The sequence below is a fragment of the Aquabacterium sp. genome (genome assembly GCF_029946005.1).
Taxonomy (GTDB): Bacteria; Pseudomonadota; Gammaproteobacteria; order Burkholderiales; family Burkholderiaceae_C; genus Aquabacterium.
Genome location: NZ_JAQSDR010000014.1, coordinates 232,709 through 253,931, shown reverse-complemented (window position 1 = coordinate 253,931; position 21,223 = coordinate 232,709). Strand labels below are relative to the sequence as shown.

Genomic DNA, 21,223 nt, shown 5'->3' with positions numbered 1-21,223 from the left:
GCCGTCCTTGGAAAGGGCAAAGGTTGTCGTTTGCCACATCCCGTGAGACGCAGTGACTGCGTCTTTTCAAGGTGCCTGTTTAGCAGGCAAATTCAGATTAATCCAAGCGGTGGCCTAGCGCAAGTCCTTTTGTCAGCGAGGGTTCAACCCGGCGTGAATTTGTTCCCCATGATGTCTTGAAGCAGGCCATCAACCCGGCGGGTGACTTCGTCGGGCATGGTGATGGTGCGGCCCCATTCGCGGCTGGTTTCGCCAGGCCATTTGTTGGTGGCATCCAGGCCCATCTTGCCACCCAGGCCGCTCACGGGTGATGCGAAGTCCAGGTAGTCGATCGGCGTCTGCTCGACCAGGGTGGTGTCGCGCACCGGGTCCATGCGGGTGGTGATGGCCCAGATCACTTCCTGCCAGTTGCGGGTGTCCACGTCGTCGTCCACGATGATGATGAACTTGGTGTACATGAACTGGCGCAGGTAACTCCACACCCCGAACATCAGGCGCTTGGCGTGGCCCGGGTAGGACTTCTTCATGCTGATGATGGCCATGCGGTAGCTGCAGCCCTCGGGCGGTAAATAGAAGTCCACGATCTCGGGAAACTGCTTTTGCAGGATCGGCACGAAGACTTCATTGAGGGCCACGCCCAGCACGGCGGGCTCATCCGGCGGTTTGCCGGTGTAGGTGGAGTGGTAGACGGGGTCGTGGCGGTGGGTCATGCGGCGCACTTCGAACACGGGGAACCAATCCTGCTCGTTGTAATAGCCGGTGTGATCGCCGAAGGGGCCTTCCAGCGCATGGAGGTAGCCACCGCGCTCCATCAAGGGCACGCCATGTTCGCTGGCGCCTTTGAAGCCCACGCGGGCGGTGGGGATGTGGCCTTCAAGCACGAACTCGGCGCTGGCCGGCACTTGCAGCCAATGGTCGCCCTCGGGCGTGCGCTCGCCCACTTGCGTGTTGACCACTTCAGTGCGGCTGCCGCGCAGCAAGCCGGCGAACTGGTATTCGCTCAAAGAGTCGGGCACGGGGGTGACCGCGCCCAGGATGGTGGCAGGGTCGGCCCCAAACGCGACGGCGATGGGGAAGGGCCGGCCGGGGTTGGCCAGGGCGAACTCGCGGAAATCGAGCGCGCCGCCACGGTGGGCCAGCCAGCGCATGATGACCTGGCGGGGGCCAATCAGCTGTTGGCGATAGATGCCCAGGTTCTGGCGAGTGCGCGCCTTGGGCACGCCTTGAGGACCTCGGGTGACGACCAGGCCCCAGGTCAGTAAGGGTGCGGCGTCGTCCGGCCAGCAAAGTTGGACGGGCAGCTTGCCCAGGTCCACATCGCTGCCTTCTACAACATGCTCCTGGCAGGGCGCTTTGCCCACGCGGGAGGGCTTCATGTCCCACAGGGCCTTGGCCATGCTGAACAGCTTGCCAGCGTCCTTCAGGCCTTTGGGCGGCTCGGGCTCTTTCAGGCTGGCCAGCATGCGGCCAATGTCGCGCAACTCGCTGACGTCATCGGCACCCATGCCCAGGGCCACGCGACGGGGCGTGCCGAATAAATTGGTCAATACTGGGATTTTCGGAAGCGACGCCCCCCCTGTTTGCGGGGGTGTCAAGCCCGTGGGTTGCTCGAACCAAAGCGCCGGACCGCCTGCCCGCAACACGCGATCGCTGATGGCCGTCATCTCCAGCCGCACGGACACAGGTGTTGCCACACGTTTCAGTTCGCCAAGCCTTTCCAGGCCTGACACAAAGTCTCGAAGATCTCGGTATTTCATATTTTTGTGTATAAGAGATTGATTCTTTATGCTTGACTGGTTATTACAGGCTTGCCTAGAATCCGCTCGCAACGACCCCGGAGTGTTTTTATCCGGGTTTTCCCTGTGCCTTGGCGGCGCAGCACGGCCAGCAGTGGGCGTGCCCATCATGGGGGTGATTATCGCCATCGTGTCATTGAGACTTTCAGTGACCGGGGGTGAGGAAAGGAGTGTCATGACAGCAATCAATCGTGACGTGAGCGAGCTGGTCTCGTCCGCACGCGCTGGCGTGAGTTTGTTTGTGCAGGATGTGGTGACTGGTTTGCGCCAGGTGAGCCACAACGCATTGGCCCTGTTGGGCCTGGCCGCTGTGGCCGTGGTGGTGTTTTTGTCGGGCCGTGACGATGTGCGCCATGGCCTGGAAAGCCAGGTGCTGAGCTGGTTGGTGGACCGTGCCACCGCCCGCACCCAAGTGGCCGTTGACCCTGAGCTGAACAACGTGCTGCTGGCCATGGCCGAGCCCGAAGCCATTCAGCGTGCCACGGCGATCGATCCCGCTGACCTGACCCGTCAGCAGGCCGCTGTCGCCTATTGGCTGTCGCGCCGCTACAGCGTGGCGCCCGAGCCCGTGAGCCGTCTGGTGCAAGAGGCCTGGGACGTGGGCCGCCGTGCCGGGGTGGAACCTACGCTGATCATGGCCATCATGGCCATCGAGTCCAGCTTCAACCCCTTTGCGCAAAGCCATGTGGGCGCCCAGGGCCTGATGCAGGTCATGACGCGCATTCACCATGACAAGTACCAAATCTTCGGGGGGCAGAACGCCGCTTTTGACCCAGTGACCAATTTGCGCGTGGGCGTTCAGGTCCTCAAGGAATGCATTCAGCGGGCGGGTAGCCTGGAGGGTGGCTTGAAATACTACGTGGGTGCGGCGAACCTGGCCAATGATGGCGGCTATGCCTATCGCGTGTTGGCTGAGCAGGCTTTCTTGCGGCAAGTGGTGGCGGGGCAGAAAGTGCCCGTGAACGTGTCCACGCCGGTGCAGACCATGGTGCAAGCTGAAACGTTGGCGCCTCAGTTGCAACCCGCTGCCGTGTCGGCCACGCCCGAAGCGGCCGTGCAGGGTGGCCACCCCACACCTGCCGCCGTGGTGATCCCGCCTGCGGCCATGCCGACGGCGCCCTCTGCCAGCGACACGGCGCCCATGCGCCGGGCTGAACAGGTGGCTTTGGCCCACTGAGGCCCCAGCTCCGATACAATTCACAATTGCCGCGCGACTGGCGATAGACGGCCCAAATCTGGGCCTGAGGTGGTGAACCACCGGGAAGCGCGGCCGACATCCAGGCATCTGGCCTGATTGTTGTTGCGCCGTTCGCCTGGGCAGCCCTCTGGCAGCAATGATGTGCTGCGGTGGGTCTTCACACGACTGAAGAGGACTGCCTTTCATGTTTGACCGCGCCCAACAAACCCTGGCCAACGTTGATTCCGAGATCTGGTCTGCCATCCAGCTTGAGAACAAACGCCAGGAAGACCACATCGAGCTGATCGCCTCGGAAAACTACACCTCGCCCGCCGTCATGCAGGCGCAGGGCTCCCAGCTGACCAACAAGTACGCCGAAGGCTATCCCGGCAAGCGCTACTACGGCGGCTGCGAATACGTGGACGTGGTTGAGCAACTGGCCATTGACCGCCTGAAGCAATTGTTTGGCGCCGAATACGCCAACGTGCAGCCCAACTCCGGTTCGCAAGCCAACCAGGCTGTGTTCTTCGGCCTGCTGCAACCGGGTGACACCATCATGGGTCTGAGCCTGGCTGAAGGCGGCCACCTGACCCACGGTATGCCGTTGAACATGTCGGGCAAGTGGTTCAAGGTGGTGTCTTATGGCCTGAACGCGGCAGAAGACATTGACTACGAGAAGATGGAGGCCCTGGCCCGTGAGCACAAGCCCAAGCTGATCATCGCGGGTGCGTCGGCGTTCGCGCTGCGCATCGACTTCGAGCGCTTTGCCAAGATCGCCAAGGAAATCGGCGCTTACTTCATGGTGGACATGGCCCACTACGCCGGCCTGATCGCCGCGGGTGTGTACCCCAACCCCGTGCCGCACGCCGACGTGGTCACCTCAACCACGCACAAGAGCCTGCGTGGCCCTCGCGGCGGCATCATCCTGATGCGTGGTGAAGAGATCGCCAAGAAGATCAACAGCGCCATCTTCCCGGGCATCCAGGGTGGTCCGCTGATGCACGTGATCGCGGGCAAGGCCGTGGCTTTCAAGGAAGCCCTGTCGCCCGAATTCAAGGTGTATCAGCAGCAAGTGGTGAAGAACGCCGCCGCGCTGGCTGACACGCTGATTCAGCGCGGCCTGCGCATCGTGTCGGGTCGCACCGAGAGCCACGTGATGCTGGTGGACCTGCGCCCCAAGAACCTGACGGGCAAGGAAGCCGAAGCCATCCTGGGCAAGGCGCACATGACCTGCAACAAGAACGGCATCCCCAACGACCCGCAAAAGCCGATGGTGACCAGCGGCATCCGTCTGGGCAGCCCGGCCTTCACCACGCGCGGCTTCAAGGAAGAGCAGGCCATCGCCGTGGGCAACCTGATCGCCGATGTGCTGGACAACCCACACGACGAAGCCAACCTGGCCCGCGTGCGCGAGAAGGTCGCGGCGCTGACCCGCGATTTCCCGGTTTACCGTTGATCGAGGCATGCGCTGCCCTTTTTGTGCGCACCCCGATACCCAGGTTGTTGAGACCCGCGATTCCGACGAAGGTGATTCGACGCGCCGTCGTCGTCGTTGTGGGGGGTGCGACAAGCGCTTCACCACGTACGAACGTGCTGAGATCGAACTGCCCGCCATCGTCAAGCGCGATGGGCGGCGTACTGACTACGAGCGTGCCAAGCTGAAAGGGTCGATGATGGTGGCGCTGCGCAAGCGGCCCGTCAGCGCCGAGGCGCTGGACTTGGCAGTCGAGTCGATCGAGGCACGCTTGCGCCAGAGTGGCGACAAGGAAGTGAACTCGACCCAACTGGGCGAATGGGTCATGAATGAGCTGCGCAAGCTGGACAAGGTGGCTTATGTGCGCTTTGCGTCGGTTTATCGCAGCTTTGACGATGTGAGTGAGTTTGTGGCTGCGATCAAGGAGACGGCGAGGCGGGGGGGGAAAGGAGAGGGCGCGTGAGCGTTTTCTCCTTTTCTTCCGGCCGCTTGGCTATTTCCAGCAATCGGCGACGGGCAGGCCGGTGCTCACGGCCTTTTGACCCAGGTTGTTGAGGCTCAGGGTGCCGCATCGGTCTCCGGTCATCGAGCCTGTTGGGGTTGCTGTCAAGGTGTATGTGGTGGCGGTCGCCGCAGTAGCGCCCTGTTGAACCAGTGCGATGTCGTAGGCGATGGCGCCTTGTGCTGGCGCACGTTGCAACCCGGCGGGCAGGCCTGGGTTGGCCGTGGTGCCATCAATCTGCATGTTGTAGCTGTTGTTGGCCGCGTAGAACCGCTCCATGAACTGGGCTGCTTGTTGGAGCGAGGTTTGCGCTTCAGCGCGATGAGATCGCCTGACGTGCTCCACGTAGGACGGATAGGCCACTGCGGCAAGGATGCCGATGATCGCCACGACGATCATGACTTCAATGAGCGTGAAGCCCCGGATCTTGGAAGTAGGCAGGAGGCGCATATTCAGTTTTGAGGGGTATTGATCAAACGCTTCCAGACGCGGTCGAGGATGGTGAAATCCGGGCACTTGGCAGGGTCTGTGCACTTGGGTGGAGGAGGGAGCAGAGCACCCTTTTGGCCACCGGTATTTTGGATACTGACTTTGCGGGAGTCGTTTTGATCGCGAAGGATGGTGTCGCCTCCGTCCGATCTTGTCCTGTAGCCCGCCGACGCTGCGTCGGCATCGTTGATCAGGCCGTCTCCGTTCACGTCGTAAATGGCTTTGGAGTATTGCGCACCCGTCAATGCGGGCAGCAGGAAGTTGTACCCCACACCTTGCGACAAGGCACACTCTGCGGCAGAAGACGACGGGACAACGGTTCCGATCAAGGCAAATTCGTCAATCGGAATGATCGGGTAGATCAGGCGTTGCCCTTCTGCAATCGTGAGGTCCATGTACCAGCCCAGGGTTTTGGTATCGCTGGGATCATCCTGGGTGACATTGAAGTAGTCCGCAAACTGCGCATTGGCACTGATGGAGAGGGTCACCAACTGCAAACGGTCGGCGGTGGCGTTGCTGCCATCATCGAAAGGTGAGAAGCTGGCGCTGGTGCTGTCGGTTTCCCGTGTCTTGTCCCAGACGCCATAAACGCTTTGTCGGCGGGTGTTCGTCTTGTCGTCCTCGGTGAGCAGCTTGCCGGTGCCGAACAAGACCATCACACCGCTTCTGGGGTGCAGGAATGCCGCAGGCGCTGCGGTGATTGCTTGGGCCATGCCGCTGGAATCCGTGGCCGTGAACAATGGCTTGCCTTGGTAGCCAGTGACCATCTGTGCACCATTGGCTTGATACTCGAATCGCCACAACTGGCCCTTCAAATCCCCAGCGTAGGCCGCCACGACTTGATTTTGGTTGTTGCGAACCAAGCGAACACCCCCGAGGCCATTGCCATCGGCGTTGTCGGCCACCACGGAGTCGATGCGGCCCGTGTCCACGTCAATGACCAGCAAGGCTGATTTGCCGCTAACGCTGTCGTAGCCATTGCCGGTGAAGATTTTCCATTGCCCGTTGGGCAACTGACCAATTTCGGGGGCGGAGAAGATGTGGCCCACATCCTCGCTGGATGGGACCGTGTTGTCCCACAAGATGGTTGATCTCCCCAGTGCCCCGAGGTTGGTGATGTTGAGCGCATAAAGACCTTTGCCACCAGCGCCCAAAGTGCCCACCAGCACGTTGGCGTTTGTTGTGCCGCGCAGTTGAACTGTTCCGGTGGCCATGGCGCCGTCCACAAAATACTGATGCTCAATCCCACCCGTCAGGCCATAATTTTGATCTGCCAGCTTGTGGACATTGGGCAGAACGCCGCGCGGCATGAAGCCAAACACTTCAACCCCGTCGGAAGCCCGGAAGGCATGGGCAAAACCACCATTGCCCCCGAGGAAAATGACGCTGTTGGTGCCATCGCTGACATACAAAGGACTGGCGTTGATGAAATCAGGCAGCTTGGCGCCTTGGCGCGGGCGGAACTGCGTGTCACCCGTGCCTTCATTTGAAACGTCGCCACGCAAAAAATTCACCAACTTGGCGCTGCCCGAGACGATGGCGCCTTGATTGGTCGCCCCCATGTCGTCCCAGGTGAAGGGTGTGGCTGCGCCGCTCAACAAGCCATTGTCCGGGCTCCATATCCAGAGGTTGCGGCTTCCGAAGGCAGGCACACCAGTGCTGGCCTGCCACATTGGTGTGGTACTGACCAGCCCACCAGACAGGTTCAAGTCAAAGGCAAACAACTCACCTCGCCATGAAACGGTGGAGTACTCGGGCACGTACTTGCGATTACCAGCCTCCAGCACCAAGCTGGTGGTGGCCACGCCACCTTCCCGAAGGTCCATGGATTCCGCTCGCCCGATGGCATCGCGAACCGCGGCGGCCAAGCTTTGTGCATCTTTGACGCTGTAGAAGGCGCCGCGCGAGTTGATGGCGGCATGCCAAAGATCATCAATCTTGGCTTGGTCCGCCCGGGTTGCGTTGGCACCTTGAGGATTCGGCCATTGTGCGACGCCATCGGTCAATTGCTTGAGGTCACTGTCCCGGTTCGGTTGATCTGATCGACTCGGGTCGAAAGTACCGCTCACGCCAATGCCCATGGTGAACTGGGTCAAGTGCTGCCAGGTGGCCGGGTTGCTGGTCGACGGCTTGATGTTGTCGTTCACGCCCTGTTGCAGGTCTGTCATCCAATACTTCAAGGCAAAGTCGGCCAAGGTGTTGCCGAAACTATCCTTGTATGGTGCAACTGCCCTGTAATTGGGCAAGCGGTCGCTGCCATCCAGATTCCCGACCTGATCTACCTCGTCGATCCGGCTGGCATAGTCGTTGAACTGGTTCAGGGTCAGCGTGTCGTTGTAGTAGCCATCGGTGGTCAAAATGTTGAACGAGCGTCGGCATGCCGATTTATTGTTGCTGCCACCGACCGGGTCATCGCTCCAGGGGCTGTTGTTGGAGTCATCCATGAAGTACTTGCCGACCTGGTCCAGGCCGATCCGCAAAGGCGTGCTGCCTTCAGCCGCCCACTTTGTCTGGATGGCGTTGAGCAAAGCCTGGCGGTTGGTGGGGGTCAAGGGTTTGATCTTGTCTTGAATGGGCCCCAGAGGGTTGGCCGAGGAGACGCGGTTGCCAACTTGCGATGCGTACTTGATGGTGGTCCATCCCACGCGGGCCACGTTGTTCATTTTGTAGAACGCCTCTGACAAGGCAGCTTTGGCCAGAAGCATCCGGGTGCGGTAGTACACGAACCAGTTTGCAAAATTCTGGCGCTCTTCCTTTTGCGTGCAAGTGCTTCCAAGGCAGTCGTCGCGGTTGGGGTACTTGGCGAACACCTGGGTCGAGTCGTTGATGTCATGGACGACGTAGTTGCCCGTGACGGTCGGGTTCGCGCCATCGTTCAGCAGGTAGTACAGGCCAGGCCAGAAAACGGTCTGCCGCGCCTCGCGTCGGCAAAATCCCAAAAAACCGTACTCGAGGCAAACTTGTTCGCTCAGGTTGCTTGTCAAATCGATGGCCGTGTCAGTGGCCGCTTGCTTCACGGGGTCGATGAAGGCCTTGTTGATGGAGGCATCGGGATAGCGGGTGGTTGCCGTGGCGGCCCAGGGCTTGTAACGCTGCCTGGGGTTGTAGTAAATGGTGTTGATGTCAGGCGAGCGCAGCTTGATTTGAGTCAACAGCTTGGCGTTGTCGGTCTCGTCTTTCTTGGCCGGCATGGTGCCGGCCAATTGCACGGAGGTCTCGTAGGTGTCATCTTGGTGATGTTTCCAGGTGCCGCCTTGGGTAACGCTCATCTCGGTGCCGTTCACCGTGGTTCTGGATTCCGGCATGTGCCGGAAATTCATCGACCCTGACGAATCGATGGTGAGCATGATGTTGGGCGAAGGCAGGTCGCCCGTGCTGGCCAGCAGTGGTTTCTGAGCCAGTGCTGCCCAAACCGGGGCGGTGGCATTCAGGCTGATGAAAGCCACCGCAGCGAACAAGGCCAGCGCCTTGCGTCGGGCCTGAGGAAGAGGGGGGAAAGAGATCATGTGTGTTCCTCTGATCACCGAAGGCGGAGGGTTGATTGCAGCCAGACGACTGATCCGGTCTGAGCGCGTCGGTTGGCATCCTGGCTGTAATCGGGGCTGAAGCCGCGCGCAGTGACCACGATCACTGAAGCTGGATTCAGGGGGGATTGCTCCACCATGCATTGAGGCATGAACCTGGCGTTGAAGGTGGCGTCAGTTGTTCTGAGCTGGTCAAGGGTCAGGGTGGTGGGGATGGGGCCAGTGATGCTGTTCCAGTTTGCCAGCGTTTGCCAATGAGGATCCCCCGTGGCAACGACCTGAACGGGCACCGAACCGCCGGTCCCGATCAAGGCCTGGCGTTCGCAATGAGCGAGCGCCATCTGCGCGGCTTCGGTGGCCAAGGCTTCTGAGCGGACGTTAGCGCTGACAGCGTCTGCGCTGAGTGCGTTGCGCATGACGGACGCCGATGTCAATCCGATGACGACCAGCATGACCAACACGATGATCAACACGACGCCTTGCTGTGACGATGATGATTTGGCTTGCATGGATCAGCCCCCCAACCGGTTTTTGACCATGACTGTGGTCGAAAATGCGCGGTACATGCGTCGGTCGGGCGCCTGGGTCAGCGCTGGCGCTGCCGCTTCCTGCGCTTCGCACCCGTAGTACGGCGTGTTTTGATCCAGAACCTCGCGTTCGCTGCGAACAACGATGCACACGCGCACGGCCGTGACATTGTTCCAGGTGGTGGCTCCCGCTGTTCGTATGGCGGCGGCAGTCAGGAAGCGTGCTGGAGTTCTGCCGGGTAGGGTTATCAGTGTCCCGTCAATGCCCGTTTTTTGTTCATTGTTTGAAACGCCGTAACGTATCCGCATGTTGACGATGTTGTTGACCAGTGGTTCTGGTGTACCGGTCAGCGCGGCACCACCGGCCACCGGCAAAGTCGCCTGCCCGTTGCCCTGGCACATCAGCGAGTTGCCGTTGATGTAGAGGCGGCTTTCCGCCACCCAATGGGCCGGGATCAAACCGTTTTGGGGGGTTTGTGCAATCCCTGACCCAACGCAGTCGCGAGGGCGGTTGGCTGCGGTCATCAAGGTGTTCTGGTTGTCGGCCTCGTAGGCCACGGCAATGGCGCTGTTGTTGGCATCTGCGCCATTGCAATTGAGGCCAGCAATGGTGGCGGCGGTGGGGTTGTCGAAGTTGGTGGCGTCACAGCCCGCCAATGCTTGTTGATTGTTGCCATAACGGCGGTCAAATCCCTTGTTGCTCAGCTGATAAGGTTGGCTGTAACCTGCCAGGGCCACTTGTTTTCGGATCAGGTTGAGCGCCAGGGTGGCGTCCTCGGACATTTGGCTCAATGCCGCGTTGCTGTTCTGGCCGGAGCCACTGGTGGTGTAGGCCGAATAAACCGCGCCGATGACGACCATGCCGATGACCATCGAAATCATCAATTCGACCAAGGTGAAGCCGAGGGAGGTGCGGACGGGGCCAGTTCGGGGCAATTGCTGCTGGTTGTTCATTGGATGGCGACTCGGAAATACACGCAGTGCGCGGTATTAGGGGCCCTGAACGCTGCGGGACACCCATTGTTCGCGCCCTGGAGGGGGTTGGCCCCGGCCGGGTCGGTCCAGGCCACCCAGATGTCGGCGGCTTGGCTATTAGCCGTGGGTTGCACAAACCCCGTGCCACCCGGCAGTGAGAAGAACAGGGCGCGTTGCCATTCGCTCAAGTCACGGCGTGCCAAATCAGGGGCGGTGCAGTTGTCAGGCAGTGTGCATTCGGTACGCGGTGGGATGACGCCCTGCACCGGTTCCGAATAAGCCGCGTTGAGCGTGTAGCTACCAGCCACCACGCCATCTATGTTCACGCGCATGCGATCGGCCAGGTCATTGGCCAGCAGCGTGGCCAATGACCTGTACTCGTTGGTCTTGTTGAATTTGACCGCATTGGTTTGCAGCGCGATCATGGCCAAGGCTCCGAAAGCCACGATCAAAACAGACACCATCACCTCGATCAGGGTGGCGCCACGCTGGTGGTTGTTCATGACGTTATGCATGGTCTTAGCATTGCCCGTTGGCCGGGACTTTGTCGGTCCTGGTGCGACCTTGGCCGCTCAGGAAAACGCAGCGCTGAATGTTCAGGTCGCTTGCCTGTGAGGATGCAACAAGAATGCTGGTATTGCTGCCCAGGGCAAATCCATCGGCGGTGAACGACACTGGGTTGCGATCGCCTGTGAGGGCGCCCCCACCATTGAAAGCCTGCTGGATTCTCAAAATCTGTTCTGTGTTGTCTAAGTTGCCATCGTTGTCAGCATCGGCGTAGATCATCCACCCCACTGCCCAGTCACGGCTGGCGGCTGCGGCACATGTTGGGGTGATGGTATCGGCCGTTGTGGTGATGCACATCCTGATGGTCTGTCCGCGTTTGAGCGCTTCCGATCGTGCGAACCTCATGCCCGAAGTCAGGGCATCGGCTTTCGAGATGACGCGCCGACTTTCCAAAAATTGCTGCATCGACGGCACCCCAATGGCCAGCAAGATGACCAAAATGGCCACCGTCACCATCAGCTCCACCAGCGTGAAGCCCTTGCCTCTGATGTTCATGTGTCGAAATGCACGTTTATTCATGCTTTGGATTGTGCACGGTCGTGCTTTTCGTGAACAGTTGGCATCCGACGCGCGGCGCTCAGCGGCCGACCGGCGGTCGTTTTGTCGGGCAAGATAGGCGCCTCTAAGTGGTAACGCGCATGTCCGATCAGCTCTTCATTTCGCAAGCCTTGGCGCTGGCCCGACAGGCCATCGGGCTGTCCGACCCCAACCCCCGGGTGGGGTGTGTGCTGGTGTCGCCGCAAGGGGAGGTGATGGCCGGGGGGCACACCCAGCAGGCGGGTGGCCCGCACGCCGAGGTCATGGCCCTGCGCGATGGCCAGGTGCGCGGTTGGTCGCCCAAAGGGGCCACCGCCTACGTCACTTTGGAGCCCTGCTCGCACCATGGCCGCACGCCGCCTTGCGCCGATGCTTTCGTGGCTGCAGGCCTGGCGCGCGTGGTGGTGGCCTTGCTGGACCCCAATCCTCAGGTGGCAGGCGAGGGCGTGCGGCGTTTGCAAGAGGCTGGCATCAAGGTAGACGTGCTGCCTGCGGATGATCCTCAGGCGCAGGAAGCCCGCGAGCTCAACTTGGGGTTCTTGTCCCGCATGGTGCGAAATCGCCCCTGGGTGCGGCTGAAAGTGGCCGGGTCGCTGGACGGACGCACTGCGCTGGACAACGGGCAAAGCCAGTGGATCACCGGCCCGGCGGCAAGGGCGGATGGCCACGCCTGGCGAGCCCGTTCGGCGGCGGTGCTCACCGGCATCGGCACGGTGCTGGACGATGACCCCCGCCTGGATGTGCGAGAAGTGTCAACGGTGTTGCAGCCGTCACGCGTGGTGCTGGATTCGCGATGGCGCACGCCGCCCTCGGCCCGTTTGCTGGCTGCGCCGGGCAAGGTTCTGATCTATGGGCTGGCCTCATCGGGAGAGTCTGCTGCGCAGGCTCGCCAACAAGCCTTGCGAGACGCTGGCGCCGAACTGGTCACCGCGTCTGAAAGCCCTCAGTCCCAAGTCGATCTGTCTTTCGTGCTGCAGGATCTGGCCCGCCGAGGCGTCAACGAACTGCACGTGGAGGCTGGTGCACGGTTGAACGCCGCGTTCATCGAACAGGATCTGGTCGATGAGCTTTTGTTGTATCTTGCGCCCAAGTTGATCGGCCCCGGACGGGGTCTGGCTGCCTTGCCGCCCCTGGCGCAGTTGTCGGATGCCTGGGCTTTGTCATTCCGTGATGCGACCATGGTCGGCGATGACCTTCGTGTAATCGCCCGGCCACCGGGCCGCGAACATTTCTAGTTTTCACATACAGGTTTTGCTCCACCCATGTTCACCGGCATCATCACTGGCGTTGGCCAGATCATCGAATCGCAGTCCCTGGGGGCTGACCCCAGCCACGGGCGTCGCCTCACCCTGCAGGCACCCACCGGCTTCGTGGACGATGTGGGCCTCGGCGACAGCATCGCCATCAATGGCGCCTGCATGACCGTGACGACTTTCGACGCGCCCGCGGCCCGCTTCACCATCGATGTGTCGGCCGAAAGCCTGGCCCGCACGGTGGGCTTGGGCGCGTTGGGCGCCGTGAACTTGGAAAAAGCCCTGCGTGCGCACGATCGCCTGGGCGGTCACCTGGTGACGGGCCATGTGGACGGGGTGGGCACGGTGAGCCATTTCGCGCCCGTGGGAGAGTCGTGGGAGTTGCGCATCCGCGCGCCCCAAAGCCTGGCCCGATTCCTGGCCTACAAGGGCTCCATCACCATCAATGGCGTGAGCCTGACGGTCAACCGGGTGGAAGACCAAGCCGACGGGCATGCCGAGTTCAGCATCAACCTGATCCCCCACACGGTCGAAAACACAGCCCTGGGTCAGCTCAAGGCGGGCTCACCGGTCAACCTGGAAGTGGACCTGATCGCCCGCTATGTGGAAAGAATGTTGAACAGCGCGGGCCGAATCGCGCCATGAATGCGAGGTTCTTCTCGGGTTTCCCCCGTGTTTTGCAGCAATGAGCAGGCCCGCCCGCCTACAATCGCGGGATGCCCATATCCCCTATTCCTGAGCTGATCGCCGAATTGGCCGCTGGTCGCATGGTCATCCTGGTGGATGAAGAAGACCGCGAAAACGAAGGCGACTTGGTCCTCGCGGCCGATCATGTCACCCCCGAGGCGATTAATTTCATGGCCCGCTTCGGCCGTGGCCTCATTTGCCTGACGCTGACGCGCGACCGGTGCGAGCGGCTGCAGCTGCCGCCGATGGCCACGCGCAACGGCACCAAGCACGGCACGGCCTTCACCGTGTCCATCGAGGCCACCGAAGGCGTGACCACCGGCATTTCAGCCGCCGACCGCGCCCGCACCGTGCAGGCCGCCGTGGCACGCGATGCCAAGGCGACTGACTTGGTCCAGCCCGGCCACATCTTCCCATTGCAGGCGCAGGATGGCGGCGTGCTCATGCGTGCAGGTCACACCGAAGCAGGTTGCGACCTGGCGGGCATGGCGGGCCTGTCGCCCACCTCGGTGATCTGCGAGATCATGAAAGACGACGGCACCATGGCCCGTTTGCCGGACCTGGAAGTCTTCGCCAAAGAGCACGGCCTGAAGATCGGCACCATCGCGGCCCTGATCGAATACCGCAGCCGCAACGAATCGTTGATCGAATGCGTGGGCGAGCGCCCCATGGTGACCCCTGAAGGCACCTTCGACGCCAAGGTGTTCCGCGACCGCATGGGCGGCATCCACCTGGCCTTGAGCCTGGGCCAGTGGAGCTGCACGGACGAGGTGATGGTGCGCGTGCACGAACCCCTGTCGGTGCTGGACTGGCTGGACGCTGGTGCGCCCAGCCACTCGTGGCCGCTGCCCAAGGCTTTGGCCGCTGTGCAGCAAGCTGGTCGTGGTGTGGTCGTTTTGCTGAATGCGGGCGAAGAATCCGTTCGTTTGATGGACCGCCTGTTGCCCACCAACCCCGGCGAAGTTCCGCGCACCCCGCCCGACCTGCGCACCTACGGCGTGGGCGCGCAAATCTTGCGCAACCTGGGCGTGCAACGCATGAAGCTGATGGGCAATCAGCAACGCCTGCCCAGCATGGTGGGCTTCGGCCTGGAGGTCACGGGCTTCCTCACGGCCGATGGCCAGAGCCTGGCGCCTTCGCACTGATTTTTCTCGCTCTTTTTTGACTCCCACTCGCTCTTTTTTCAGGACCACAACACATGCAAGGCGCTGACAAAGGACAAGCCGGCCGACTCGACGGGCGCGAATTGCGCATCGGGATCGTCCAGGCTCGTTTCAACCACGATCTGACCGGCCGATTGGCCGAGGTTTGCATCAACGAACTCGTCGCCCTGGGGGTGGTCGCCAAGCACATCCAGCACGTCACTGTGCCCGGCGCCCTGGAGGTGCCGACTGCTTTGCAGGCCATGGCCGACAGTGAGCGTTTCGACGCTCTGATCGCCCTGGGTTGCATCATCCGTGGTGAGACCTATCACTTCGAATTGGTGGCCAACGAAAGTGGTGCGGGCGTGACCCGGGTCAGTTTGGACCACCACCTGCCGATTGCCAATGCCATCCTGACGGTGGAAGATCAGGCCCAGGCCGAAGCCCGTGTTGAAGAAAAGGGCCGTGACGCGGCCCGCGTTGCCGTTGAAATGGCCAATTTGCTGGACGACCTGCTGTGAGCACTCCCGAGACCCCCAAGGACGACGCCGTCGGCACGTCCCCTGCCGCGCGCCCGGCCCGCAAGAACGCGGGTGGCGTGCCTGGTCGCGACCGTGCCAAGTCATCCCGCCGCCGCGCCCGCGAGTTCGCCTTGCAAGGCCTGTATGAATGGCAGTTGAACAGCCGTGACGCCAGCAGCATCGACGCGCATGTGCGCGAACTGGAAGAGTTCGCCAAGTCCGACCGCTCGCATTACGACGCATTGCTGCATGGCTGCATCGACCAGCATGTGCAGCTTGACGAAGCCTTGTCCAAGTTCCTGGACCGCCCGGTCAAAGAGCTCTCACCCGTCGAGCACGCGGTGTTGTGGATTGGCGCCTACGAGTTGACCCATTGCATGGACGTGCCCTACAAGGTTGCGATCAATGAGGCGGTTGAGTTGGCGAAGAGTTTTGGTGGCACCGATGGCCACAAGTACGTGAACGGCGTGCTGGACCACCTGGCGCCGGTGCTGCGTCCTGACGAAGTGCGCTCCACACGCTCGGGGCCGCGCTGACACTGTGGCCGTGCCTGACTTCAACCCGGCGGTGACTCGTCCTTTGGACGAGGATGGCGAGCCCATTCCGGGCGACGATCCGGACACCGTTGCGCAGACGCGCCCGCTGCCCGAACCCGACCCCAGCGAAGTCCCCAAGGCCCGGCCCGACCTGCTGCCCACCATCGGGCACATTGGCCGCTACGCGCTGAAGTACAAGATTGGCGCGGGCGGCCTGGGCACGGTTTACGCGGCGCACGACCCTTTGCTGTCGCGCCTGATCGCGATCAAAACCTTGAACGTGGACCTGCCAGCTGAAAACCGCGAGCAGTTCAACGCCCTGTTCCTGAACGAGGCCAAGGCCGCGGGCAGCCTGAACAACCCCCACATCGTGACCATGTACGACGCGGGTTTGAGCGAGCAGGGCACCTACATCGCGATGGAGCTGTTGCGCGGCAAAGACCTGCGGCAACTGCTCACGCTGGGCTGGAAGCCGACGCCCGCACAGGCCGCCTTGATCGTGCGGCGCGTGGCCGATGCCTTGTCCTACGCCCACCACAAGGGCGTGATCCACCGCGACATCAAACCGGCCAACATCTTCATGGTGGGGCGCACCTCACCCCGCGTGCTCGATTTCGGCATTGCGCGCATTCGCCAGGCCGAGTCCATGGGCCGCGATGACGAGCAAAGTCGTTTTCAGGAAGTGTTTGGCGGCTCGCCGTATTACATGGCGCCCGAGCAGGTGCGCCAGGAGCCGACGGATCGGCGTGCCGATGTGTACTCGCTCGGCGTGGTGCTGTACGAGTTGCTGACCACCAAGCGGCCTTTCACGGGCAACAGCCTGGACGAGATTGCCTACGCGGTCTTGAAGGGCGAGGTGCTTGCCCCGCATGAAATCAATCCCGAGGTGCCCAAGGCCTTGTCTGAGATCGTGGCCAAGGCCATGGAGCGTGATGTTGCGGTGCGCACTCGCTCGGCGCGTGCTTTGTCTCAAGCCTTGCGCGACTGGTTGAGTCAGCAGGGTGATGTTCCGCAATCAGGGGTTGGTTCATCGTCGTCTTCACGCGCGTCGGGCTCCAGCAAGTCTGGTCAGAAGGTCTCGCGATCCTGGATGTGGTCCTTGGCGGCGGCCGGTTGGTTGACCGCGCTGGGTGGTCTGGGCTGGTTCGTTTGGCAAGAGCGCTCAAGCGCCAAACCTGATGAGACGATGGCGGCCGTGGCGCCAGTCGCGGCCAAGGCAGTGCCCGCCGCAACGCCGATGGCGCCTGTGCCTGTGCTGTCGGAGACTGCGCCAACCCCCGCCCCTGCTGAGCCAGCGGCCGTGGCGCCTGCTCCAGTCGTCATGGAGGCCACGAATGTTGTGGCGACGAGCATCAGCAAGCCTGTGGCCGTGCCCAGCGGCGTCGTCAAGCTGACCATCAGCCCCTGGGGCGAGGTGTTTGAAGGTGACCGCTCCTTGGGCGTGACCCCACCCATGACGCAACTCAAGCTGCCCGTTGGCAAACACACCTTGACCATCCGCAACGGCGACGCATCTCCACTGCGCAAGACGGTGGATGTGAAGGCTGGCGCACCGGTCAGCATCAACCACCAATTCTGACCGCGAGGCTCCATGCGCATTCATGCCCATTTCGCTTTCAAACGCTTGACCGCCGTCGTGGCCTTGCTGCTGTTGTCCGCTTGCGATACGCCCCCGAAGGCGGTGCCGCCAGCGCCGAGTCTGGTGGCTGCAGGGCCGCTCGTGGCGGTGGTGGCGTCGGCCGCGCCTGTGGTCAAACCCGCCGAGGCGGCTTTGGCGCAAGGTCTCAAGGCCTACCAGGCTGCGCAATACACGATCGCCGAGACCCAGTTCAACACGGCTTTGCAAACTGGCTTGACGGCCCCTGCCGATGCGGCCACCGCCCACAAGCACCTGGCCTTCATCTATTGCACCAGCCGCCGCGAAATCGCTTGCGCCAAGGCCTTCAAGGCCGCGCGGGCGGCGGACCCCGGTTTTGCCTTGACCAAGGCGGAAGCCGGGCACCCCATGTGGGGTCCGGTCTACCGAAAGGCCCTGCCAACGACCAAGCCGACCAACCCGCGTGCCCAGAAGGGCGCCGTCAAGCCTCGGTCTTGATGACCAGGGTGCGGTCACCCTGAGTGGCCCAACGCTGAGCCTCTTCGCTCAGGAGGTGCATGGTGCGTGGGCTTTGCTGGGCCCATTGTTCGCCCAAGGTCAATACCGCTTTGCCACGTGAGGTGCGCAACTGCGCCACGTTGGCCGGCAAGGCGGTGCGCGCGTGGTGCAGGATGGTGGCCAGGCGCAGGCACAAAACCTGGTTCATCAAGCCGGTGTCCTGCCGGTGGTCGGCCAGCTTGGTCAACTCACCGCGCTGACCAAGCACCAGGCCGGCCAGGTGTCGCAGCTGCGATTGCGAGAAGCCCGGTGCATCGACGTGGCCCAGCAGGTAGGCGCTGTGGCGGTGGTGGTCATGGTGGGACACCATCATGCCGATCTCGTGCACGGCGCTCGCCCAGCCCAGTTCGCGTGCGGCGTCGCTGTCGGCCTGGTGGGCGCCGTCTTCATGCAGGCCCTCCCACAGTGCAAGGGCGCGCTGGCGAACGCGGTCGGCTTGCGACAGGTCCACGTGAAAGCGCCGCTGCAACTCGCGCACCGAGGTGTCGCGTTGGTCGTGCTGCCGTTGGTTGCTGGCGGCCTCGATGCGCTCTTCCAGGTCGAAGATCACGCCTTGGCGCAAGGCGCCTTTGGCCGGGCGCAGGGACTCGATGCCGAAATGAATGGCCAGGGTGTAAAGGATGGACAAACCACCGCCCAGCACGGCCTTGCGTTCGGGCTTCAGCCCGGCCAGGGTCAGCGTGTCCATCGACCCGGCTTGCAGGCACTGCTCCATGCACCAGCGCAGCCCATCGGCCGTGATGCTGCCATCGCTGATCTGATTGGCCACCAGGATCTGAGACACCGCGCCCACCGTGCCGGATGAGCCCAGCGCTTCGTTCCAGTTGGCGCGGGCAAAGGGGGTCAGGGCTTCTTCAAGTTCGGCGCCCGCCGCGATCTGGGCGCTGCGAAAAGCCTGCGCCGTGAACCGGCCTTGCGGAAAATGCGTCATCGACAGACTGACACTGCCCACCCGGAACGACTCAGCGCGCAACGCGCTGCGGCCGTGGCCCAGGATCATCTCGGTTGAACGGCCGCCGATGTCGATGACCAGGCGTGGCAACTCATTGGGCTGCAGGCGGGCCACGCCCTGGTAGATCAGCCGGGCTTCTTCGCGGCCAGAGATCACTTCGATTTCGTGACCCAGCACCTGGTCGGCGCGCGCCAGGAATGCATCGCGGTTGCGGGCCTCGCGCAGGGTCTGCGTGGCCACGGCGCGCACCTGCCAGGGCGCGAAGCCCTTCAGGCGTTGCGCAAAGCGGGCCAGGCAGGCCAGGCCGCGCTGGGTGGCGTCTTCGGTCAGCAAGCCTTGAGCATCCAGGCCGGCGCCCAGGCGCACGGTTTCCTTCAAATAGTCGATCCGCTTGTAGCGGCCTTTGCTCAGCTCGGCGATCTCCAGCCGGAAGCTGTTGGAGCCCATGTCGATCGAGGCCAGCAGATGCGGCCATTCACTGGCTTCAAGGGGAAAAGAGGTGGCTCGCATCGTCTTGGCGGCGGTGTTCGTGTTCATATCGATCATTGTCTTCGCAATGTGTGACTTGGCGCTTGACAGCATTGCTAAGATCCCACGATGACTTTGATTTACATCGTATTGGCCACCTTGTTGGGCGGCGTGGCTTCCGTGGTGCTGGCCGCCGCCCTGTCGGCCCCTCTTTTGAGCCTCATTGTTCGCCACCTGGTGAGCCTGTCGACCGGGGTTTTGCTGGGCACCGCCTTGCTGCACGTGTTGCCTGAGGCGTTTGAGTCCACCGCGCCGCCTCATGCCTTGTTCATGACCTTGCTGGTCGGGTTGATGTTTTTCTTCCTGCTGGAAAAGGCCGAGCTTTACCGCCACGGTCACCACCATGAGCATGACGACCACCACCACCACCATGGTTTTGATGCGGCCCAGGCTGGCCGTGGTGGCTGGAGCGTGCTGGTGGGTGACAGCATCCACAATTTCTGCGATGGCTTGCTGATCGCGGCGGCCTTCCTGGCCGATCCGCAAGTGGGTCTGGTGACGGCGTTGGCCATCATCGCGCACGAGATCCCGCAAGAGGTGGGCGACTACATCGTTCTGCTGAACGCTGGCTTTTCGCGCACGCGGGCGCTGGTCTACAACGCGATCTCAGGGCTGGCGGCGGTGGTGGGAGGCGTGCTGGGTTATGTGCTGATCGCGCCTTGGCAGGAGTACCTGCCTTACATGATGGTGGTGGCGTCGAGCAGCTTCATCTATGTGGCGGTGGCGGATTTGATTCCGCAATTGCAAAAGCGGCTGAGCTGGCGGGACACCTTCTTGCAGTTGTTCTGGCTGGTGGTGGGCTTGCTGATGATTGGCACCATCGTGCACAGCATGCATTGATGCAATGCTTTGAGATGGGGCGCTTTGTCTGGGCAGCGCGGGGCGGGGATGAGTCGGAGACCGCCCCAGCCCGCGCCCGCGCTCTTAAGGCAAGGCACCCTGCCAGCGCACATCTTCAGTCCTTGATCACCGAACTGGACCGCGTGGCCGCGATGCCTGCCAGCACGATCAAGCCCATGCCCACCAGCGACAGCGGATTCACAGGATCATCAAAGATCCAGACCCCCAGCACGAAAGCATGCGCAATGCCCAGGTATTGCAAACTGGCCATGACCAATGCCTGACCGCGTGCATAGGCCCGGGTCATGGCCAACTGGGCCAGCGTGGCAAAGGTGCCCACGCCCAGCAGCCAGACCCAACCCATGGGGCTGGGTTGGTGCCACGCCACTTGTCCCATGCCGACCGTGGCGCCGCTGATGAGCAAGCCAGACACGGCACCAAACACCGAGAAGTAAAACACCACACGGTGTTCGGGCTCACCTGCGCGGCCCAGACTGGCCACCTGCAGATAAGCCCAGGCTGCCAGCATGCCCGAGGTCAGGCCAATCAGGCCGTCCAACCATTGATCGCGCTGGAGGGTAGGGCGCAGCACCAGCGCAACGCCCGCGAAGCCCACCGCCACAGCGATCAGCAGGGAGGGCGGGATACCCTTGCCGGGCTGGCCACGCCAACGCTTCCAAAGAACCCCGATGCCCAGGAACACCGCCATCCAGACGGACGACATGTAGTTCAGCGTGACGGCCGTGGCCAGGGGCATGTGGCCAATGGCGTAGAACCACAGGCTCAGGGCCGTGACCCCGGCAAAGCCACGCCACAAGTGCAGTTGCGGTACCTTGGTCGCCAGAGACAGTTGGCGGCTCCAGGCCAGCAGGCCCATCATCACTGCGCCCACTAATCCCCGAAAGAAAACAACCTCACCCGTGCCGACCTCGACCGAGGCCTTCTTCACGCACACCCCCATCGCCGCGAACAGCAAGGTGGCGATCACCATCAACCCGGCGGCGGATTGACGCGAGGCCACCTTGACGAGGGCGTTCACGG

At 62.3% G+C, this 21,223-nt stretch carries 20 protein-coding genes and 1 riboswitch; of the genes, 11 read left to right on the top strand and 9 right to left on the bottom strand.

Annotated features, from left to right (window positions below; genetic code table 11):
* Positions 1-143: 143 nt before the first annotated feature.
* Positions 144-1,757 carry a UbiD family decarboxylase gene (locus PSV38_RS11145; RefSeq protein WP_300547395.1) on the bottom strand — a complete coding sequence of 538 codons (1,614 nt, stop codon included), beginning with the start codon at positions 1,755-1,757 and terminating at the stop codon, positions 144-146.
* A 214-nt stretch (positions 1,758-1,971) separates the two neighbouring features.
* On the opposite strand from PSV38_RS11145, the gene PSV38_RS11140 reads away from it, so the two are divergent.
* The 3 genes from PSV38_RS11140 (at position 1,972) to nrdR (ending at position 4,910) form a co-directional block, all read left to right on the top strand.
* Positions 1,972-2,973 carry a transglycosylase SLT domain-containing protein gene (locus PSV38_RS11140; protein WP_300547393.1) on the top strand — a complete coding sequence of 334 codons (1,002 nt, stop codon included), beginning with the start codon at positions 1,972-1,974 and terminating at the stop codon, positions 2,971-2,973.
* A 23-nt stretch (positions 2,974-2,996) separates the two neighbouring features.
* Positions 2,997-3,122, top strand: a riboswitch (ZMP/ZTP riboswitch).
* A 56-nt stretch (positions 3,123-3,178) separates the two neighbouring features.
* Positions 3,179-4,429: a serine hydroxymethyltransferase gene (glyA, locus tag PSV38_RS11135; protein WP_300547391.1), complete on the top strand. Its 1,251-nt coding sequence runs from the start codon at positions 3,179-3,181 to the stop codon at positions 4,427-4,429.
* Positions 4,430-4,436: 7 nt separating this feature from the next.
* Positions 4,437-4,910: a transcriptional regulator NrdR gene (nrdR, locus tag PSV38_RS11130; RefSeq protein WP_300547389.1), complete on the top strand. Its 474-nt coding sequence runs from the start codon at positions 4,437-4,439 to the stop codon at positions 4,908-4,910.
* Between the two features lie 30 nt (positions 4,911-4,940).
* Here nrdR and PSV38_RS11125 read toward each other — a convergent pair whose 3' ends face one another.
* The 6 genes from PSV38_RS11125 to PSV38_RS11100 are packed head-to-tail and all read right to left on the bottom strand — an operon-like array spanning position 4,941 to position 11,526.
* Positions 4,941-5,399, bottom strand: a complete 459-nt coding sequence (locus PSV38_RS11125) for a type IV pilin protein (RefSeq protein ID WP_300547387.1) — start codon at positions 5,397-5,399, stop codon at positions 4,941-4,943.
* A 2-nt stretch (positions 5,400-5,401) separates the two neighbouring features.
* Entirely contained in the window at positions 5,402-8,944 is a 3,543-nt protein-coding gene (locus PSV38_RS11120) for a PilC/PilY family type IV pilus protein (protein WP_300547386.1), read from the bottom strand.
* 14 nt (positions 8,945-8,958) lie between these two features.
* Positions 8,959-9,471: a hypothetical protein gene (locus PSV38_RS11115; RefSeq protein WP_300547384.1), complete on the bottom strand. Its 513-nt coding sequence runs from the start codon at positions 9,469-9,471 to the stop codon at positions 8,959-8,961.
* Positions 9,472-9,474: 3 nt separating this feature from the next.
* Positions 9,475-10,443, bottom strand: coding sequence for a PilW family protein (locus tag PSV38_RS11110; RefSeq protein ID WP_300547383.1), 969 nt, complete (start codon positions 10,441-10,443; stop codon positions 9,475-9,477).
* Positions 10,440-10,979 carry a type IV pilus modification protein PilV gene (gene pilV / locus PSV38_RS11105; protein ID WP_300547381.1) on the bottom strand — a complete coding sequence of 180 codons (540 nt, stop codon included), beginning with the start codon at positions 10,977-10,979 and terminating at the stop codon, positions 10,440-10,442. The genes PSV38_RS11110 and pilV overlap by 4 nt, the downstream gene beginning before the upstream one ends.
* Before the next feature lie 4 nt (positions 10,980-10,983).
* Positions 10,984-11,526 (bottom strand): GspH/FimT family pseudopilin, encoded by a 543-nt coding sequence (locus PSV38_RS11100; RefSeq protein WP_300547379.1) that lies wholly within the window; start codon positions 11,524-11,526, stop codon positions 10,984-10,986.
* A gap of 143 nt (positions 11,527-11,669) precedes the next feature.
* On the opposite strand from PSV38_RS11100, the gene ribD reads away from it, so the two are divergent.
* The 7 genes from ribD (at position 11,670) to PSV38_RS11065 (ending at position 17,802) form a co-directional block, all read left to right on the top strand.
* Positions 11,670-12,803 (top strand): bifunctional diaminohydroxyphosphoribosylaminopyrimidine deaminase/5-amino-6-(5-phosphoribosylamino)uracil reductase RibD, encoded by a 1,134-nt coding sequence (gene ribD / locus PSV38_RS11095; protein ID WP_300547377.1) that lies wholly within the window; start codon positions 11,670-11,672, stop codon positions 12,801-12,803.
* Between the two features lie 27 nt (positions 12,804-12,830).
* A complete protein-coding gene (locus tag PSV38_RS11090; protein WP_300547376.1) occupies positions 12,831-13,466 on the top strand; it encodes a riboflavin synthase in 636 nt (211 codons plus the stop codon).
* Positions 13,467-13,537: 71 nt separating this feature from the next.
* On the top strand, positions 13,538-14,653 hold the full coding sequence (gene ribBA / locus PSV38_RS11085; RefSeq protein WP_300547374.1) for a bifunctional 3,4-dihydroxy-2-butanone-4-phosphate synthase/GTP cyclohydrolase II: 1,116 nt from the start codon (positions 13,538-13,540) through the stop codon (positions 14,651-14,653).
* Between the two features lie 53 nt (positions 14,654-14,706).
* On the top strand, positions 14,707-15,171 hold the full coding sequence (gene ribH, locus PSV38_RS11080; RefSeq protein ID WP_300547372.1) for a 6,7-dimethyl-8-ribityllumazine synthase: 465 nt from the start codon (positions 14,707-14,709) through the stop codon (positions 15,169-15,171).
* A gap of 77 nt (positions 15,172-15,248) precedes the next feature.
* The gene (nusB, locus tag PSV38_RS11075) at positions 15,249-15,707 is read left to right on the top strand and encodes a transcription antitermination factor NusB (RefSeq protein WP_300547489.1); all 459 of its coding nucleotides are present in this window, start codon (positions 15,249-15,251) and stop codon (positions 15,705-15,707) included.
* A 10-nt stretch (positions 15,708-15,717) separates the two neighbouring features.
* Positions 15,718-17,286, top strand: a complete 1,569-nt coding sequence (locus tag PSV38_RS11070) for a serine/threonine-protein kinase (protein WP_300547371.1) — start codon at positions 15,718-15,720, stop codon at positions 17,284-17,286.
* A gap of 12 nt (positions 17,287-17,298) precedes the next feature.
* Positions 17,299-17,802, top strand: a complete 504-nt coding sequence (locus PSV38_RS11065) for a TssQ family T6SS-associated lipoprotein (RefSeq protein ID WP_300547369.1) — start codon at positions 17,299-17,301, stop codon at positions 17,800-17,802.
* On the opposite strand, the gene PSV38_RS11060 is transcribed toward PSV38_RS11065, so the two are convergent.
* On the bottom strand, positions 17,786-19,324 hold the full coding sequence (locus PSV38_RS11060; protein WP_300547487.1) for a Ppx/GppA phosphatase family protein: 1,539 nt from the start codon (positions 19,322-19,324) through the stop codon (positions 17,786-17,788). The genes PSV38_RS11065 and PSV38_RS11060 overlap by 17 nt on opposite strands.
* A gap of 87 nt (positions 19,325-19,411) precedes the next feature.
* Here PSV38_RS11060 and PSV38_RS11055 point away from each other — a divergent pair, with 87 nt between their 5' ends.
* Entirely contained in the window at positions 19,412-20,182 is a 771-nt protein-coding gene (locus PSV38_RS11055; protein WP_300547368.1) for a ZIP family metal transporter, read from the top strand.
* Between the two features lie 115 nt (positions 20,183-20,297).
* Here PSV38_RS11055 and PSV38_RS11050 read toward each other — a convergent pair whose 3' ends face one another.
* Positions 20,298-21,221: a DMT family transporter gene (locus PSV38_RS11050; protein WP_300547367.1), complete on the bottom strand. Its 924-nt coding sequence runs from the start codon at positions 21,219-21,221 to the stop codon at positions 20,298-20,300.
* Positions 21,222-21,223 lie beyond the last annotated feature (2 nt).

Bases quoted from the DNA above. Each gene is read 5' to 3' on its own strand.
- PSV38_RS11125 (WP_300547387.1), bottom strand. From the start codon at position 5,399: ATGCGCCTCCTGCCTACTTCCAAGATCCGGGGCTTCACGCTCATTGAA.
- PSV38_RS11145 (WP_300547395.1), bottom strand. From the start codon at position 1,757: ATGAAATACCGAGATCTTCGAGACTTTGTGTCAGGCCTGGAAAGGCTT.
- PSV38_RS11055 (WP_300547368.1), top strand. From the start codon at position 19,412: ATGACTTTGATTTACATCGTATTGGCCACCTTGTTGGGCGGCGTGGCT.
- PSV38_RS11115 (WP_300547384.1), bottom strand. From the start codon at position 9,471: ATGCAAGCCAAATCATCATCGTCACAGCAAGGCGTCGTGTTGATCATC.
- ribBA (WP_300547374.1), top strand. From the start codon at position 13,538: ATGCCCATATCCCCTATTCCTGAGCTGATCGCCGAATTGGCCGCTGGT.
- PSV38_RS11060 (WP_300547487.1), bottom strand. From the start codon at position 19,324: ATGCGAGCCACCTCTTTTCCCCTTGAAGCCAGTGAATGGCCGCATCTG.
- PSV38_RS11140 (WP_300547393.1), top strand. From the start codon at position 1,972: ATGACAGCAATCAATCGTGACGTGAGCGAGCTGGTCTCGTCCGCACGC.
- pilV (WP_300547381.1), bottom strand. From the start codon at position 10,979: ATGCATAACGTCATGAACAACCACCAGCGTGGCGCCACCCTGATCGAG.
- PSV38_RS11110 (WP_300547383.1), bottom strand. From the start codon at position 10,443: ATGAACAACCAGCAGCAATTGCCCCGAACTGGCCCCGTCCGCACCTCC.
- ribD (WP_300547377.1), top strand. From the start codon at position 11,670: ATGTCCGATCAGCTCTTCATTTCGCAAGCCTTGGCGCTGGCCCGACAG.
- glyA (WP_300547391.1), top strand. From the start codon at position 3,179: ATGTTTGACCGCGCCCAACAAACCCTGGCCAACGTTGATTCCGAGATC.
- PSV38_RS11065 (WP_300547369.1), top strand. From the start codon at position 17,299: ATGCGCATTCATGCCCATTTCGCTTTCAAACGCTTGACCGCCGTCGTG.
- PSV38_RS11100 (WP_300547379.1), bottom strand. From the start codon at position 11,526: ATGAACATCAGAGGCAAGGGCTTCACGCTGGTGGAGCTGATGGTGACG.
- nrdR (WP_300547389.1), top strand. From the start codon at position 4,437: ATGCGCTGCCCTTTTTGTGCGCACCCCGATACCCAGGTTGTTGAGACC.
- ribH (WP_300547372.1), top strand. From the start codon at position 14,707: ATGCAAGGCGCTGACAAAGGACAAGCCGGCCGACTCGACGGGCGCGAA.
- PSV38_RS11120 (WP_300547386.1), bottom strand. From the start codon at position 8,944: ATGATCTCTTTCCCCCCTCTTCCTCAGGCCCGACGCAAGGCGCTGGCC.
- PSV38_RS11090 (WP_300547376.1), top strand. From the start codon at position 12,831: ATGTTCACCGGCATCATCACTGGCGTTGGCCAGATCATCGAATCGCAG.